The 13,950-nt window shown below is 63.4% G+C and carries 28 protein-coding genes; all 28 read right to left on the reverse strand.

The annotated features are described in order from the left end of the window. Window positions 1–10: 10 nt before the first annotated feature. The 28 genes from rpsD to rpsJ all read right to left on the reverse strand — a co-directional run bounded on the left by rpsD (window position 11) and on the right by rpsJ (window position 13,853). Window positions 11–634 carry a 30S ribosomal protein S4 gene (gene rpsD, locus OOT46_RS09595; protein WP_265403375.1) on the reverse strand — a complete coding sequence of 208 codons (624 nt, stop codon included), beginning with the start codon at window positions 632–634 and terminating at the stop codon, window positions 11–13. A gap of 164 nt (window positions 635–798) precedes the next feature. Continuing rightward, window positions 799–1,203 carry a 30S ribosomal protein S11 gene (gene rpsK, locus OOT46_RS09600; protein ID WP_265403376.1) on the reverse strand — a complete coding sequence of 135 codons (405 nt, stop codon included), beginning with the start codon at window positions 1,201–1,203 and terminating at the stop codon, window positions 799–801. A 33-nt stretch (window positions 1,204–1,236) separates the two neighbouring features. After that, window positions 1,237–1,602 (reverse strand): 30S ribosomal protein S13, encoded by a 366-nt coding sequence (gene rpsM / locus OOT46_RS09605; RefSeq protein ID WP_265403377.1) that lies wholly within the window; start codon window positions 1,600–1,602, stop codon window positions 1,237–1,239. A gap of 44 nt (window positions 1,603–1,646) precedes the next feature. Continuing rightward, entirely contained in the window at window positions 1,647–1,760 is a 114-nt protein-coding gene (gene rpmJ, locus OOT46_RS09610) for a 50S ribosomal protein L36 (RefSeq protein WP_047196694.1), read from the reverse strand. Between the two features lie 87 nt (window positions 1,761–1,847). Next, window positions 1,848–2,066, reverse strand: coding sequence for a translation initiation factor IF-1 (infA, locus tag OOT46_RS09615; RefSeq protein WP_009855680.1), 219 nt, complete (start codon window positions 2,064–2,066; stop codon window positions 1,848–1,850). 36 nt (window positions 2,067–2,102) lie between these two features. Continuing rightward, window positions 2,103–3,413, reverse strand: coding sequence for a preprotein translocase subunit SecY (gene secY, locus OOT46_RS09620; protein WP_265403378.1), 1,311 nt, complete (start codon window positions 3,411–3,413; stop codon window positions 2,103–2,105). A 32-nt stretch (window positions 3,414–3,445) separates the two neighbouring features. Then, window positions 3,446–3,880, reverse strand: a complete 435-nt coding sequence (rplO, locus tag OOT46_RS09625) for a 50S ribosomal protein L15 (RefSeq protein ID WP_265403379.1) — start codon at window positions 3,878–3,880, stop codon at window positions 3,446–3,448. A gap of 16 nt (window positions 3,881–3,896) precedes the next feature. After that, on the reverse strand, window positions 3,897–4,082 hold the full coding sequence (gene rpmD / locus OOT46_RS09630) for a 50S ribosomal protein L30 (RefSeq protein WP_265403380.1): 186 nt from the start codon (window positions 4,080–4,082) through the stop codon (window positions 3,897–3,899). 16 nt (window positions 4,083–4,098) lie between these two features. Next, window positions 4,099–4,617, reverse strand: coding sequence for a 30S ribosomal protein S5 (gene rpsE / locus OOT46_RS09635; RefSeq protein WP_265403381.1), 519 nt, complete (start codon window positions 4,615–4,617; stop codon window positions 4,099–4,101). A 24-nt stretch (window positions 4,618–4,641) separates the two neighbouring features. After that, window positions 4,642–5,007, reverse strand: a complete 366-nt coding sequence (gene rplR / locus OOT46_RS09640) for a 50S ribosomal protein L18 (RefSeq protein WP_265403382.1) — start codon at window positions 5,005–5,007, stop codon at window positions 4,642–4,644. An 11-nt stretch (window positions 5,008–5,018) separates the two neighbouring features. Beyond that, entirely contained in the window at window positions 5,019–5,552 is a 534-nt protein-coding gene (gene rplF, locus OOT46_RS09645) for a 50S ribosomal protein L6 (protein WP_265403383.1), read from the reverse strand. A 16-nt stretch (window positions 5,553–5,568) separates the two neighbouring features. After that, entirely contained in the window at window positions 5,569–5,964 is a 396-nt protein-coding gene (rpsH, locus tag OOT46_RS09650) for a 30S ribosomal protein S8 (protein WP_265403384.1), read from the reverse strand. An 18-nt stretch (window positions 5,965–5,982) separates the two neighbouring features. Continuing rightward, a complete protein-coding gene (gene rpsN, locus OOT46_RS09655; protein ID WP_416136172.1) occupies window positions 5,983–6,273 on the reverse strand; it encodes a 30S ribosomal protein S14 in 291 nt (96 codons plus the stop codon). 23 nt (window positions 6,274–6,296) lie between these two features. Then, on the reverse strand, window positions 6,297–6,836 hold the full coding sequence (gene rplE / locus OOT46_RS09660; RefSeq protein WP_265403386.1) for a 50S ribosomal protein L5: 540 nt from the start codon (window positions 6,834–6,836) through the stop codon (window positions 6,297–6,299). 11 nt (window positions 6,837–6,847) lie between these two features. Beyond that, a complete protein-coding gene (gene rplX / locus OOT46_RS09665; protein ID WP_265403387.1) occupies window positions 6,848–7,165 on the reverse strand; it encodes a 50S ribosomal protein L24 in 318 nt (105 codons plus the stop codon). Window positions 7,166–7,185: 20 nt separating this feature from the next. Further along, window positions 7,186–7,554: a 50S ribosomal protein L14 gene (gene rplN, locus OOT46_RS09670; protein ID WP_125241506.1), complete on the reverse strand. Its 369-nt coding sequence runs from the start codon at window positions 7,552–7,554 to the stop codon at window positions 7,186–7,188. Window positions 7,555–7,838: 284 nt separating this feature from the next. Next, window positions 7,839–8,354 (reverse strand): peroxiredoxin, encoded by a 516-nt coding sequence (locus OOT46_RS09675; RefSeq protein WP_265403388.1) that lies wholly within the window; start codon window positions 8,352–8,354, stop codon window positions 7,839–7,841. A 128-nt stretch (window positions 8,355–8,482) separates the two neighbouring features. Then, window positions 8,483–8,758, reverse strand: coding sequence for a 30S ribosomal protein S17 (rpsQ, locus tag OOT46_RS09680; protein WP_265403389.1), 276 nt, complete (start codon window positions 8,756–8,758; stop codon window positions 8,483–8,485). Next, window positions 8,755–8,958 (reverse strand): 50S ribosomal protein L29, encoded by a 204-nt coding sequence (gene rpmC / locus OOT46_RS09685; protein ID WP_265403390.1) that lies wholly within the window; start codon window positions 8,956–8,958, stop codon window positions 8,755–8,757. Before rpmC ends, rpsQ begins: the two co-directional genes overlap by 4 nt. 21 nt (window positions 8,959–8,979) lie before the next feature. After that, window positions 8,980–9,396, reverse strand: a complete 417-nt coding sequence (gene rplP / locus OOT46_RS09690; protein WP_265403391.1) for a 50S ribosomal protein L16 — start codon at window positions 9,394–9,396, stop codon at window positions 8,980–8,982. A 12-nt stretch (window positions 9,397–9,408) separates the two neighbouring features. After that, window positions 9,409–10,293: a 30S ribosomal protein S3 gene (gene rpsC / locus OOT46_RS09695; protein ID WP_265403392.1), complete on the reverse strand. Its 885-nt coding sequence runs from the start codon at window positions 10,291–10,293 to the stop codon at window positions 9,409–9,411. A gap of 18 nt (window positions 10,294–10,311) precedes the next feature. Beyond that, window positions 10,312–10,641 carry a 50S ribosomal protein L22 gene (rplV, locus tag OOT46_RS09700; RefSeq protein WP_265403393.1) on the reverse strand — a complete coding sequence of 110 codons (330 nt, stop codon included), beginning with the start codon at window positions 10,639–10,641 and terminating at the stop codon, window positions 10,312–10,314. 9 nt (window positions 10,642–10,650) lie between these two features. Beyond that, the gene (rpsS, locus tag OOT46_RS09705) at window positions 10,651–10,926 is read right to left on the reverse strand and encodes a 30S ribosomal protein S19 (protein WP_265403394.1); all 276 of its coding nucleotides are present in this window, start codon (window positions 10,924–10,926) and stop codon (window positions 10,651–10,653) included. Between the two features lie 10 nt (window positions 10,927–10,936). Further along, window positions 10,937–11,761 (reverse strand): 50S ribosomal protein L2, encoded by an 825-nt coding sequence (rplB, locus tag OOT46_RS09710; protein WP_265403395.1) that lies wholly within the window; start codon window positions 11,759–11,761, stop codon window positions 10,937–10,939. Continuing rightward, window positions 11,761–12,075 (reverse strand): 50S ribosomal protein L23, encoded by a 315-nt coding sequence (gene rplW, locus OOT46_RS09715; protein WP_265403396.1) that lies wholly within the window; start codon window positions 12,073–12,075, stop codon window positions 11,761–11,763. The genes rplB and rplW overlap by 1 nt, the downstream gene beginning before the upstream one ends. Then, window positions 12,072–12,692 (reverse strand): 50S ribosomal protein L4, encoded by a 621-nt coding sequence (gene rplD, locus OOT46_RS09720; protein ID WP_265403397.1) that lies wholly within the window; start codon window positions 12,690–12,692, stop codon window positions 12,072–12,074. The genes rplW and rplD overlap by 4 nt, the downstream gene beginning before the upstream one ends. Continuing rightward, window positions 12,692–13,363, reverse strand: a complete 672-nt coding sequence (rplC, locus tag OOT46_RS09725; RefSeq protein ID WP_265403398.1) for a 50S ribosomal protein L3 — start codon at window positions 13,361–13,363, stop codon at window positions 12,692–12,694. The genes rplD and rplC overlap by 1 nt, the downstream gene beginning before the upstream one ends. Before the next feature lie 178 nt (window positions 13,364–13,541). Further along, window positions 13,542–13,853, reverse strand: coding sequence for a 30S ribosomal protein S10 (gene rpsJ, locus OOT46_RS09730; RefSeq protein ID WP_265403399.1), 312 nt, complete (start codon window positions 13,851–13,853; stop codon window positions 13,542–13,544). Window positions 13,854–13,950: the final 97 nt, after the last annotated feature.

The following is a 13,950-nucleotide window of genomic DNA, read 5'->3' on the forward strand; positions in this document are numbered from 1 at the left end:
CAGAAGCGAATCAACGCGAGTACAACTCGACGATCAGCGATTCGTTGATCTCGGCGCCGAATTCGTCGCGGTCCGGGGCCTTCTTGAAGACACCTTCCAGCTTGGCACCGTCGACCTGCACCCAGCCCGGCAGGCCGATGGAGTCGGCCAGCTTGAACGCGTCCTGGATGCGCAGCTGCTTCTTGGCCTTCTCGCGCACCGCCACCACGTCACCGGCCTTCACCAGGTAGGACGGGATGTTGACGACTTCGCCGTTGACCGTGATGCCCTTGTGGCTGACCAGCTGACGCGCTTCAGCGCGGGTCGAGCCGAAGCCCATGCGGTAGACCACGTTGTCCAGGCGCGACTCGAGAATGAGCAGGAGGTTCGCGCCGGTGTTGCCGCGGCGACGCTCGGCCTCGGCGAAATAGCGGCGGAACTGGCGCTCCAGCACGCCGTACATGCGCTTGACCTTCTGCTTCTCGCGCAGCTGCAGACCGAAGTCGGAGGTGCGGGAGCCGGAGGTGCGGCCGTGCTGGCCCGGTTTGGATTCGAACTTGGCCTTGTCCCCGATGGCGCGGCGGGCGCTCTTCAGGTAGAGGTCGGTGCCTTCACGGCGGGAGAGTTTGGCCTTCGGGCCGAGGTAGCGTGCCACTTGAGTGTGTCCTCTGCAATCTGACGTGTCCGGGGCCGGGGCCGCTGGTCACGCGAGTCTGACGCTGGTGAAAGAGTTCTTCGAGCGCAGACGGTGGGCTTCAACGAAACCGCCGGCCCGGGGTTTACACACCGGCCGGCGAACCAAAAGCTTCGAATTGTAGCTTAGATACGGCGGCGCTTCTGGGGGCGGCAGCCGTTGTGCGGGATCGGCGTGACGTCCGAGATCATGTTGATCCGGATGCCCAGCGCGGCCAGCGCGCGCACCGAGGACTCGCGACCGGGGCCGGGGCCCTTGATCTCGACGTCCAGGTTCTTGATGCCCTGCTCCTGAGCCGCACGGCCCGCCACTTCCGCAGCCACCTGGGCGGCGAACGGGGTGGACTTGCGCGAGCCCTTGAAGCCTTGGCCACCGCTCGAAGCCCAGGACAGCGCGTTGCCCTGGCGGTCGGTGATGGTGATGATGGTGTTGTTGAACGACGCGTGGACGTGGGCGATGCCGTCCGCAATGTTCTTGCGGACCTTCTTGCTCACGCGGCGAGCCGCGTTGTTCGCAGGTGCTTTAGCCATGGTGACCTTCTTTCAATCAGCTAGTGCGTCGGCTTATTTCTTTTGCGCCACGCCGGACTTGCGCGGACCCTTGCGGGTGCGGGCGTTCGTGCGGGTGCGCTGGCCGCGCATCGGCAGGCCGCGGCGGTGACGGAAACCACGGTAGCAACCCAGGTCCATCAGACGCTTGATGTTCATCGTGGTTTCACGACGCAGATCGCCTTCGATGGTCAGGCGGCCGACTTCTTCACGGATCTTTTCCAGATCGGTGTCGGTCAGGTCCTTGATCTTCTTGCTGCGTTCAATGCCGCAGGCATCGCAGATCTTCTGCGCCGTGGTGCGACCGATCCCGTAGATCGAGGTCAGACCGATTTCCGCGTGCTTCTGGGGCGGAATGTTGATACCAGCAATACGTGCCATGGGGTCCTCTAATTCGCGTTCATCAAGGCGATCGGGTCAGCCGATCAGCCCTGGCGTTGCTTGTGACGGGGGTCGGTGCAAATCACGCGAACCACGCCATTGCGACGGATGATCTTGCAATTGCGGCAGATCTTTTTAACGGATGCCGAAACTTTCATGGTCTTCTCCTTGACCTGTTGTGTTGCTCGCTACACCGACCTGCCGGCCTGATGAACGCTCTAGAAATTCCGGGTGGTAAGGCTTGCTCACTTCGCCCGGAACACGATGCGAGCTCGACTCAAATCGTAGGGCGTCAGTTCGACGGTCACCTTGTCGCCGGGGAGGATGCGGATGTAGTGCATGCGCATCTTGCCGGAGATGTGACCGAGCACGACGTGCCCGTTTTCCAACTTCACGCGAAACGTTGCGTTGGGCAAGTTCTCGAGGATCTCGCCCTGCATCTGAATGACGTCGTCTTTCGCCATTGCGCCCTTCGTCCGTTTCGCGTTTAGGCCTGCGTCTCAGCCAGCCTTGAAATTTGCCTTCTTCAGCAGCGACTCGTACTGCTGGGACATCACGTACGACTGCACCTGCGCCCAGAAGTCCATCGTCACCACCACAATGATCAGCAGCGAGGTCCCACCGAAGTAGAACGGCACGTTGTACTTCAGGATCAGGAACTCCGGCAGCAGACAGACTGCGGTGATATAGATCGCACCGGCCAGCGTCAGCCGCGCCAGGATGCGGTCGATGTAGCGTGCCGTCTGTTCGCCCGGCCGGATGCCCGGAATGAACGCGCCGCTCTTCTTCAGGTTGTCTGCCGTCTCGCGGCTGTTGAACACCAGCGCGGTATAGAAGAAGCAGAAGAAGACGATCGCAGCGGCGTACAGCAGCACGTACACGGGCTGGCCCGGGTGCAGCGCGTCGGCGATGTTCTTGAGCCAGCGCAGGCTGTCGCCCGTGCTGAACCAGCTCACCACCGTCGCCGGCAGCAGGATGATCGAGGACGCGAAGATCGGCGGGATCACGCCGGCCATGTTCAGCTTCAGCGGAAGGTGCGAGGACTGGCCCCCGTAGACCTTGTTGCCCACTTGGCGCTTCGCGTAATTGACCAGGATCTTGCGCTGACCCCGCTCCACGAACACCACGAAGTAGGTCACCAGGCCCACCAGCGCAATGATCACCAGCGCAGCGAAGGCACTCATCGCGCCGGTACGAACCAGCTCGAAGAAGCCGCCGATGGCGCCCGGCAGACCGGCCGCGATCCCACCGAAGATGAGGATCGAGATGCCGTTGCCCAGGCCACGCTCGGTGATCTGCTCACCCAGCCACATCAGGAACATCGTGCCGGCCGTCAGGCTGATCACCGCGGTCATGCGGAAACCAAACCCGGGATTCAGCACCAGCCCCTGCGAGCTTTCCAGGGCCACCGCGATCGACAGCGACTGGAACAGCGCCAGACCCAGAGTGCCGTAACGCGTGTACTGGGTGATCTTGCGACGCCCCGCCTCGCCTTCCTTCTTCAGCTGCTCGAGCGAAGGCACCACATAGCCCATCAGCTGCATGATGATCGATGCAGAGATGTAGGGCATGATGCCGAGCGCGAACACCGTGAAGCGCGAAAGCGCACCGCCGGAGAACATGTTGAACAGGCTCAGGATGCCGCCTTGCTGCCCCTTGAAGAGCTGCTGCAGCTGCCCGGGGTCGATGCCCGGCACCGGGATGTGGGCGCCGATGCGGTAGACCACGAGCGCCATGACCAGGAACACGAGACGGCGACGCAGGTCGCCGAACTTCCCGGTCTTGGCCAGCTGGGTTGCGTTGGTTGCCACTGCTTGCTTGTCCTAGAGCCTGTTGCCTGCCGTCACTCGGCCAGGGAACCGCCGGCCGCCTCGATGGCTGCCTTGGCACCTGCCGTCGCACCGATACCCTTGAGGGCGACCTTCTTCGTCAGCTGACCAGCGGCGATCACCTTGACGTTCTTGGCCAGCTCAGGGACCAGGCCCGCTTGCTTCAGCGCCAGCAGGTCGACTTCCGCAGCATCCAGGCGTTCGAGGTCCGACAGGCGGATCTCGGCGTTGAACTTCAGCGACTGCGACTTGAAGCCACGCTTGGGCAGGCGGCGCTGCAGCGGCATCTGGCCGCCTTCGAAACCGACCTTGTGATAGCCACCGGCACGCGACTTCTGACCCTTGTGACCGCGACCAGCGGTCTTGCCCAGACCAGAACCGATACCCCGGCCCACGCGGCGCTTGGCGTGCTTGGCGCCAGCTGCCGGCTTGATGGTATTGAGTTGCATCTTGTCCTCAGCCGCTTCAGAGCACCTGAACCAGGTAGCTCACCTTGTTGATCATGCCGCGCACCGCGGGGGTGTCTTCCAGCACGGACTCGCTGTTCAGGCGGCGCAGGCCCAGGCCACGCACGGTGGCGCGGTGGTCGGCACGGGTGCCGATCGGGCTGCGGACCAGCTTGACCTTCAGGGTTTTCTTCAAATCAACCATGATTTGGCTCCTGCGCTCAGCCGAGGATCTCTTCGACCGTCTTGCCGCGCTTTGCAGCGATCTCGGCAGGGGTCGTCGAGTTGGTCAGCGCATCCAGCGTCGCGCGCACCATGTTGTAGGGGTTGGTCGAGCCATGGCTCTTGGCCACGATGTCGGTCACGCCCATCACTTCGAAGACGGCACGCATCGGGCCGCCGGCGATGATGCCGGCACCGGCGGGGGCCGGCGCCATCAGCACGCGGGCCGCGCCGTGCTCGCCGTTCACCTTGTGGTGCAGCGTGCCGTTCTTCAGGCTCACCTTGATCATGTTGCGGCGGGCCTGCTCCATCGCCTTCTGGACAGCGACCGGCACTTCACGCGCCTTGCCCTTGCCCATGCCGATGCGGCCATCGCCGTCGCCGACCACGGTCAGTGCGGCGAAGCCGAGAATACGGCCACCCTTCACCACCTTGGTGACGCGGTTCACGGCGATCATCTTCTCGCGCAGACCATCGTCGCGGCCTTCGTCGGCCACCTTCGGTTGAAACTTTGCCATTTCAGATTCCTTGAGGTCTTGCGCTTAGAACTGCAGGCCGCCTTCGCGGGCCGCCTCGGCCAGCGCCTTGACGCGGCCATGGAAGGCGAAGCCAGCGCGGTCGAACGCCACCTTCTCGACGCCGGCAGCCTTGGCCTTCTCGGCGATGCGCTTGCCGACGAGGGCCGCAGCGTTCACATTGCCGCCCTTGCCGGCGCCACCCAGTTGTTCGCGCACTTCCTTCTCGGCGGTCGAAGCGGTCGCCAGGACCTTCTGACCGTCTTCCGAGATCACGCTCGCATAGATGTGCGTGTTCGAGCGGAACACCGTCAGTCGCGCGACGCGCAGCTCGGCGATACGAGCACGGGTCTGGCGGGAGCGGCGCAGGCGCTGTTCTTTCTTGGTCAACATCTCGCGGCTCCTTACTTCTTCTTGGTCTCTTTGAGGGAGACCTTCTCGTCCGAATAACGGATGCCCTTGCCCTTGTAGGGCTCGGGCGGACGGAAGGCGCGCACTTCGGCAGCCAGCTGGCCGACGACCTGGCGATCGGCACCCTTGATCAGGATTTCCGTCTGGGTCGGCGTTTCCACCTTGATGCCAGCGGGCATTTCCTTCACCACCGGGTGCGAGAAACCGATCTGCAGGTTCAGCTTCTGGCCCTGGGCCTGGGCGCGATAACCCACGCCGACCAGGTTGAGCTTCTTCTCGAAACCCTTGCTGACACCGTTGACCATGTTCGCGACGAGTGCGCGCATGGTGCCGGACATCGCATTGGCTTCCGCCGACTCGTTCACCGGGGTGAAGGTCAGCTTGCCGCCATCGTTCTTGACCGTGACCAGCGAGTTGACTTGGCGCACCAGGGTGCCCAGCGAACCTTTAACGCTGATCTGTTCGGCCGTGATCGCCACATCCACGCCTTGCGGGACGGCAATCGGCATTTTTCCAACGCGGGACATTTCTCAGCCTCCCTCGTTATGCGACGTAGCAGAGCACTTCGCCGCCGATACCGGCTTGACGTGCCTTGCGGTCGGTCATCACGCCCTTGGGCGTCGTCACGATCGCCACACCCAGACCGTTCATGACCTGGGGAATCTCGTGGCGGCCCTTGTAGATGCGCAGGCCGGGACGGCTCACGCGCTCCAGGCGCTCGATCACCGGACGACCGGCGTAGTACTTCAGCGAAATCTCGAGCTGCGGCTTGGCTTCTTCGCCACGCACCGCGAAACCGTCGATATAGCCTTCGTCCTTCAGGACCTGGGCAATCGCCACCTTCAGCTTGGACGCAGGCATCGCAACGCTCGCCTTCTGGACGATCTGCGCGTTGCGGATGCGGGTCAGCATATCGGCGATAGGATCACTCATGCTCATTGGAAGTCTCCCTGCCGATTACCAGCTGGCTTTGACCACGCCCGGGATGTCACCCGAGAAGGCCAGTTCACGAATCTTGTTGCGGGCCAGGCCGAACTTGCGGAAGGTGCCACGGGGGCGGCCGGTCAGTTCGCAACGGTTGCGCTGGCGCGTCGGGTTGGCATTGCGCGGGAGCTTCTGCAGCTCCAGGCGGGCCAGGTAACGCTCTTCGTCGGACTTCTTGGCGTCGTTGGCGACAGCCTTCAGCTCGGCATATTTCTTCGCGTACTTGGCGGCCAGGTCGGCGCGCTTCTGTTCGCGTTGCTTCATCGAAACTTTAGCCACGAGCCACCTCAGTTCTTGAACGGGAAACGGAACTCAGCGAGGAGCGCCTTGCACTCTTCGTCAGACTTCGCCGTCGTGGTGATGCTGATATTCAGGCCGCGCAGCGCGTCGACCTTGTCGTACTCGATCTCGGGGAAGATGATCTGTTCTTTGACGCCGACGTTGTAGTTGCCGCGACCGTCGAAGGAACGACCCGAGATACCGCGGAAGTCGCGCACGCGGGGCAGTGCCACGGTGACGAAACGGTCCAGGAACTCATACATCTGGACACCACGCAGCGTCACCATGCAGCCGATAGGCACACCGTCGCGGATCTTGAAGCCCGCGATGGCCTTGCGGCTCTTGGTGACCACGGGCTTCTGGCCGGCGATCTTGGTGAGGTCGCCCACGGCGTGATCCATCACCTTCTTGTCGGCGACCGCCTCGCTCACGCCCATGTTGAGCGTGATCTTGGTGATGCGCGGGACTTCCATCACCGACTTGTAGCCGAACTTCTGCACCAGGTTCGGCACCACTTTTTCGCGGTAAAACTCTTGCAAACGAGCCATCTCGAACCTCTTTAAGCCTTGATCTCTTCGCCGCTCGACTTGAAGACGCGAACCTTCTTGCCATCAGCCAGGAGCTTGATGCCAACGCGGTCGGCCTTGCCGGAAGCGGGATTGAAGATGGCAACGTTCGACTGGTGGATCGGCATGGTCTTGTCGACGATGCCGCCGGTCGTGCCCTTCATCGGGTTCGGGCGCACGTGCTTCTTGACGACGTTGATGCCTTCCACGGTGACATGGTCGGCGTCGATGCGCGCGGACACGGTGCCGCGCTTGCCCTTGTCGCGGCCGGTCAACACGATGACCTGGTCGCCTTTACGAATTTTGTTCATGGCCTGCCCTCGCTCGCAGCTCAGAGAACTTCCGGGGCCAGCGACACGATCTTCATGAAGCGCTCGGTACGCAGTTCACGCGTGACCGGGCCGAAGATGCGGGTGCCGATGGGCTCCAACTTGGCGTTCAGCAGCACCGCAGCGTTGCCGTCGAACTTGATCAGCGAGCCATCCTGACGGCGCACGCCCTTGGCGGTACGCACGACCACAGCGCTGTAGACCTCGCCCTTCTTGACGCGGCCACGCGGTGCGGCTTCCTTGATGCTCACCTTGATGATGTCGCCGATACCGGCGTAACGACGCTTGGAGCCACCGAGCACCTTGATACACATGACGGACTTCGCGCCAGTGTTGTCGGCGACGTCCAGTCGCGATTGCATTTGAATCATGTATGTCCCCAACTTTTCCCGCTGCGCCCCCTGCGCCCATCGCAGGAAACATGTGCGGTCAGTCTTGGGCCCGTTCAGACCGAGCGAGCCCGGCCACTGGGCGAAGCCGGCTCGTCTTGGGCGCCTGCCAAAAATGTATGGCGACGCCCACCCGAATTCCGGCGAAGCTGCGAATTATGCGAGAGAGCGCCAGGGATGTCAACAATCTGCTTGGGAGACCAACAGATTGTTTGGGCCTCCCGCCGCGCCCCTCCCCCGGCGCACGCCCCGGGGGCTCAAAACACTCAGCCGCGCAGTTGCTTGGCCTGCGCCAGCAGGGTCTGTGCGTTGCTGACCTCGAACTTGCCGGGTGCCTCGACGTTCAGCGTCTTGACCACCCCGTCGACCACCAGCATCGAGTAGCGCTGCGAGCGCACGCCCATACCCTTGGCCGTCAGGTCCAGCGTCAGACCGGTGGCGCGCGCGAAGTCACCGCTGCCGTCGGCCATCATGCGGACCTTGCCCGCGGTCTTCTGGTCACGGCCCCAGGCGCCCATCACGAAGGCGTCGTTGACCGACACACACCAGATCTCATCGACGCCCGCTGCCTTGAAGGCATCGAAGTTCTCGACATAGCCCGGCACGTGCTGGGCCGAGCAGGTCGGCGTGTAGGCACCGGGCAGCGCGAAGATGGCGACGGTCTTGCCGGCCGTGGCCTCCTGGATGTCGAACACGTTCGGACCGAGCGAGCAGCCGTTGCCCTCGACCTCGATGAACTCCTGCAGCTTGCCCGCGGGCAGCTTGTCGCCAACTTTCAGCATGGTGTGCGTCTCCTCCTAAAGAATGGACCAAAACACGCGGCCATAAAAAAACGGCCGGGCGCCATTGTGGCGCACGACCGTTTCCTGGCGCCGCGCGGGGCCTTGACCCCGGTGCGGCGGTTTCGTCCTCAGACGACGCGAGCCTTCTCGATCAGGCGCGTCACGACCCAAGACTTCTGCTTGGAGATCGGACGGCCTTCGGCGATCTCGACCACGTCGCCCATCTTGTACTCGCCGTTTTCGTCATGGGCGTGGTACTTGCGGGACCGGGCCACGATCTTGCCGTAGAGCTCGTGCTTCACGCGGTTCTCGACCAGGACCGTGACGGTCTTGGCGCGCTTGTCGCTCACCACACGACCGACGAAGGTGCGGGTGTTCTTCTGAGCGGCTTGAGCTTCCGTCATTTGGCGGCTCCTTCTTTCTTCTTCTCGGCCAGGATGGTCTTGGCGCGAGCGATGTCGCGGCGGGTCTTCTTCAGCTGGCTGTGGTCGCTCAGCTGCTGGGTCGCCTTTTGCATGCGCAGGCCGAAGTGGGCCTTCAGCAGGTCCTTGACTTCCTTCTGCAGGCCGTCGACGTCCTTGTTGCGCAGTTCAGATGCTTTCATACAGTTCTCCGAATGCGTCGATCAGGTGCCCATCTGGCGTGCGACGAAGATCGTGCGCAGCGGCAGCTTGGCGGACGCCAGTTGGAAGGCCTCGCGGGCGAGTTCTTCCGGCACACCGTTGATCTCGTAGAGCACCTTGCCCGGCTGGATCTCAGCCACGTAGTACTCCGGGTTGCCCTTGCCGTTACCCATACGGACTTCGGCAGGCTTCTGCGAGATCGGCTTGTCCGGGAAGATGCGGATCCAGATGCGGCCGCCACGCTTCACGTGACGGGAGATCGCACGACGTGCCGCCTCGATCTGGCGCGCCGTCAGACGGCCGCGCTCGGTGGCCTTCAGGCCGAAGTCGCCGAACGACACGTTCGTGCCGCGCGTGGCGATACCGGTGTTACGGCCCTTCTGCTCTTTGCGGTACTTGCGACGAGCGGGTTGCAACATTCTTTATTCTCCTTACGCCTCGCCCGTGCCGGAGCCCGGGGTGGCGGCTTTGCGCACGCGCTTGACCGCAGCGGTCTTGGCGTCTGCGGCTTCGGCAGGCTTGTCGCTGCCATCGGCCGGAGCTTCGTTACGGCCAGCGCCGGCACGAGCACCGGGGCCACCGCGCGGCGGGCGGCGGTCGCCGGACGGGCGATCGCCACGCGGGCCACGGCGGTTGCGACGGTCGTCTTCCGGACGCTCGTCGGTCTTGGCCGCCGGCGCTTCGCCGCGGCCCAGACGGTCGCCCTTGTAGACCCACACCTTGACGCCGATGACGCCGTAGGTGGTCTTCGCTTCCGAGAAGCCGTAGTCGATGTCGGCGCGCAGGGTGTGCAGGGGCACACGGCCTTCGCGATACCACTCGGTACGTGCGATTTCGATGCCGTTCAGACGGCCGGCGGACATGATCTTGATACCCTGGGCGCCCAGACGCATCGCGTTCTGCATCGCGCGCTTCATGGCGCGGCGGAACATGATGCGCTTCTCGAGCTGCTGGGTGATCGAGTCGGCGATCAGCTGGGCATCGATTTCGGGCTTGCGCACTTCCTCGATGTTCACTGCCACCGGCACACCCAGGCGGCGCGTCAGTTCGGCCTTCAGGTTCTCGATGTCCTCGCCCTTCTTGCCGATCACGACACCCGGACGCGCCGAGAAGATCGTGATGCGGGCGTTCTTGGCCGGACGCTCGATCAGGATGCGCGACACTGCAGCGTTCTTCAGACGCTGCTTCAGGTACTCGCGCACCTGCAAGTCTTCAGCCAGCATGGTGCTGAAGTTGCGGTTCGATGCATACCAGCGCGACGCCCAGGCACGGGTGACGGGCAGCCGGAAGCCGGTCGGATGGATTTTCTGTCCCATAGTCTTCCTGTCTGCCTATCAGTTGCCGACGGTGACGAAGATGTGGCAGGTGGGCTTGCTGATGCGGTTGCCGCGGCCCTTGGCGCGCGCGGTGAAACGCTTCAGCGTGGCGCCTTGCTCCACATAGATCGTCTTGACCTTCAGTTCGTCGATGTCGGCACCATCGTTGTGCTCGGCATTGGCGATGGCGGATTCGAGCGCCTTCTTGATGATCACGGCAGCCTTCTTCTGCGTGAACGTCAGGATGTTGAGCGCCTGGTCCACCTTCTTGCCGCGGATCAGGTCAGCCACCAGTCGACCCTTGTCGACCGACAGGCGGACGCCGCGAACACTTGCACGGGTTTCCATGGCCTCTCCTTACCGTTTCGCTTTCTTGTCCGCGGGGTGACCCTTGAACGTGCGGGTCAGCGCGAACTCGCCGAGCTTGTGGCCGACCATCTGGTCGGTCACGTACACCGGCACGTGCTGCTTGCCGTTGTGCACGGCAATGGTCAGACCGATGAACTCGGGCAGGATGGTGGAACGGCGCGACCAGGTCTTGATCGGCTTCTTGTCCTTGGTCTCGACCGCCTTCTCCACCTTGCTTTGCAGGTGGTGGTCGACGAACGGACCCTTCTTGAGTGAACGAGCCATAGCCTACCTCTTACTTCTTGCGACGCGACACGATCATGTTCTGCGTGCGCTTGTTGTTGCGGGTGCGGTAGCCCTTGGTGAGCGTGTTCCACGGAGAGACCGGGGCACGCGCCTCGCCGGTGCGGCCTTCGCCACCACCGTGCGGGTGATCCACCGGGTTCATGGCAACGCCACGAACGGTCGGGCGGATGCCCTTCCAGCGGATCGCGCCGGCCTTGCCGTACTGGCGCAGGCTATGCTCTTCGTTCGAAACTTCACCGATGGTCGCACGGCAGTCGATGTGGATGCGGCGCACTTCGCCCGAGCGCAGGCGCACTTGAGCGTAGGTGCCTTCGCGGGCCATCAGCACGGCGGAGGCGCCAGCCGAACGCGCGATCTGGGCACCTTTGCCGGGCAGCATCTCGATGCAGTGGATGGTCGAGCCCACCGGAATGTTGCGGATCGGCAGCGTGTTGCCGGCCTTGATCGGCGCCTCGGCGCCGCTCAGCACGGTCGAACCCACTTCCAGGCCGCGCGGGGCGATGATGTAGCGACGCTCGCCGTCGGCATAGCACACCAGCGCGATGTGGGCCGTGCGGTTGGGGTCGTACTCGACGCGCTCCACCTTTGCCGGGATGCCGTCCTTGTTGCGACGGAAATCGACGACACGGTAGTGATGCTTGTGACCCCCGCCCTTGTGACGGGTGGTGATGTGGCCGTTGTTGTTGCGGCCCGCATTCTGCTTCTGCGGCTCGAGCAGCGACTTTTCAGGCGCGCCCTTGTGCAGATGCGAATGCACCACTTTCACCACGGCGCGACGGCCGGGCGAGGTGGGCTTCAGTTTGACGACGGCCATTACGCAGCCTCCCCGGAGAAGTTGAGCTCTTGGCCTTCCTTCAGCGACACGTAGGCTTTCTTGACATTGTCACGACGCCCGATCGTGCGGCCAAAGCGCTTGACCTTGCCCTTCTGGTTCACCACCTGAACGGCATCCACCTCGACCTTGAACATCAGTTCAACGGCAGCCTTGATCTCGGGCTTGGTGGCGTCGCGCAGGACCTTGAACAGCACCTGGTTGTGCTTCTCGGCAACCGACGTGGCCTTCTCGGACACGATGGGAGCGACGAGCACCTGCATCAGGCGACCTTCATCGAATTTCAGAGTGCTCATGCGAACATCTCCTTGAGCTTCTCCATCGCGGCCTTCGTCACCAGGACCTTCTTGTAGAAGACCAGCGACAGCGGATCGGCGTAGCGCGGCTCGACGACGAGCACGTTGGCCAGGTTGCGCGAGGCGAGGTAGAGGTTTTCGTCGACCTGGTCGGCAATCACCATGACAGACTCGAGGCCCATGGCCTTGAACTTCTGTGCCAGCGCCTTGGTCTTGGGCGACTCGACCGTCAGGGAGTCGACCACGGCCAGGCGGCCGTCACGGGCCAGCTGCGAGAAGATGGCGGCCATGCCGGCACGGAACATCTTCTTGTTGACCTTCTGGGTGAAGTTTTCGTCGGGGCTGTTCGGGAAGATCCGACCGCCTCCACGCCACAGCGGCGACGAGGTCATACCGGCGCGAGCGCGGCCGGTGCCCTTCTGGCGCCAGGGCTTCTTGGTGGAGTGCTTGACCATCGCGCGGTCCTTCTGGGCACGGGTGCCCTGGCGCGCATTGGCCTGGTAAGCGACAACGATCTGGTGCACCAGCGCTTCGTTGTAGTCGCGACCGAACACGGTGTCAGGAGCGTCCACCTTCGAGGCGGCCTGACCTTGTTCGTTCAGGAGCTCGAGCTGCATTACTGGGCTCCTTTCTTGACCTTGACCTTGACTGCGGGGCGCACGACGACGTGGCCGCCCTTGGCGCCCGGAACGGCGCCCTTGACCAACAGCAGCTGGCGGGCTTCGTCGATGCGGACGATGTCGAGGTTCTGCGTGGTGGTGGTCTCGTCGCCGAGGTGGCCGGTCATCTTCTTGCCCGGGAACACGCGGCCGGGATCCTGCGCCATCGAGATCGAGCCGGGCACGTTGTGCGAACGGCTGTTACCGTGGGAGGCGCGCTGCGAACCGAAGTTGTGGCGCTTGATGGTGCCCGCGAAACCCTTGCCGATCGAAGTGCCCTGCACGTCGACCATCTGGCCCACGGCGAACATCGACAGCGGCAGCTGCGCGCCGGCCTTGTACTCGGCGGCGACGTCGGCAGACACGCGGAATTCTTTGAGCAGTTCGCCGGCTTCGACGCCCGCTTTCGCGAGGTGGCCAGCTTCCGGCTTGGTCACGCGCGAGGCTTTGCGCGCACCGAACGCCACCTGGATGGCGCTGTAGCCGTCGGTCTCAACGGTTTTCACCTGGGTCACGCGGTTGTTGGACACGTCCAGCACCGTCACGGGCACGGCGTCGCCGTCGTCCGTGAAGATGCGCATCATGCCCACCTTGCGGCCCAGCAATCCGAGGCGATTGCTAAGACTCATTGTTTTCTCCAATGTCCGACAGCGATTGGCCGGACTGACTGATTTGCGGCGCCCGGGGGCGCCACCGTAGAAACCACAAAGGCCCACCGAAGTGGGCACCTGCGGAAAAGCCGGGGATTATAGCAACGGCGGCCGTCGCCGCAATCACCATGACCCCACAGGCGTCTAGTATTGCCGCTTATTGCAGCTTGATCTCGACGTCCACGCCGGCCGGCAGGTCCAGCTTCATCAGCGCGTCGACGGTCTTGTCGGTCGGATCGACGATGTCCATCAGGCGCTGGTGGGTGCGGATCTCGAACTGGTCGCGCGAGGTCTTGTTGACGTGCGGCGAACGCAGGATGTCGAAACGCTGCTGGCGGGTCGGCAGGGGCACGGGGCCCTTGACGATGGCGCCGGTGCGCTTGGCAGTGTCGACGATCTCGAGTGCCGACTGGTCGATCAGCTTGTAGTCGAACGCCTTGAGGCGGATGCGGATCTTTTGCTTTTGCATGACTGGGTCCTAAAGAGCGGTGCCGCGGGGGGGCGGCGGTGTTTCGAGGCTGGGAGCAGGGGGCCGGGCGGCACCCCTACTCCGAAGTCACGCGATG

Origin of the sequence: Aquabacterium sp. A7-Y (assembly GCF_026153205.1) — a bacterium.
Lineage (GTDB): Bacteria > Pseudomonadota > Gammaproteobacteria > Burkholderiales > Burkholderiaceae_C > Caldimonas.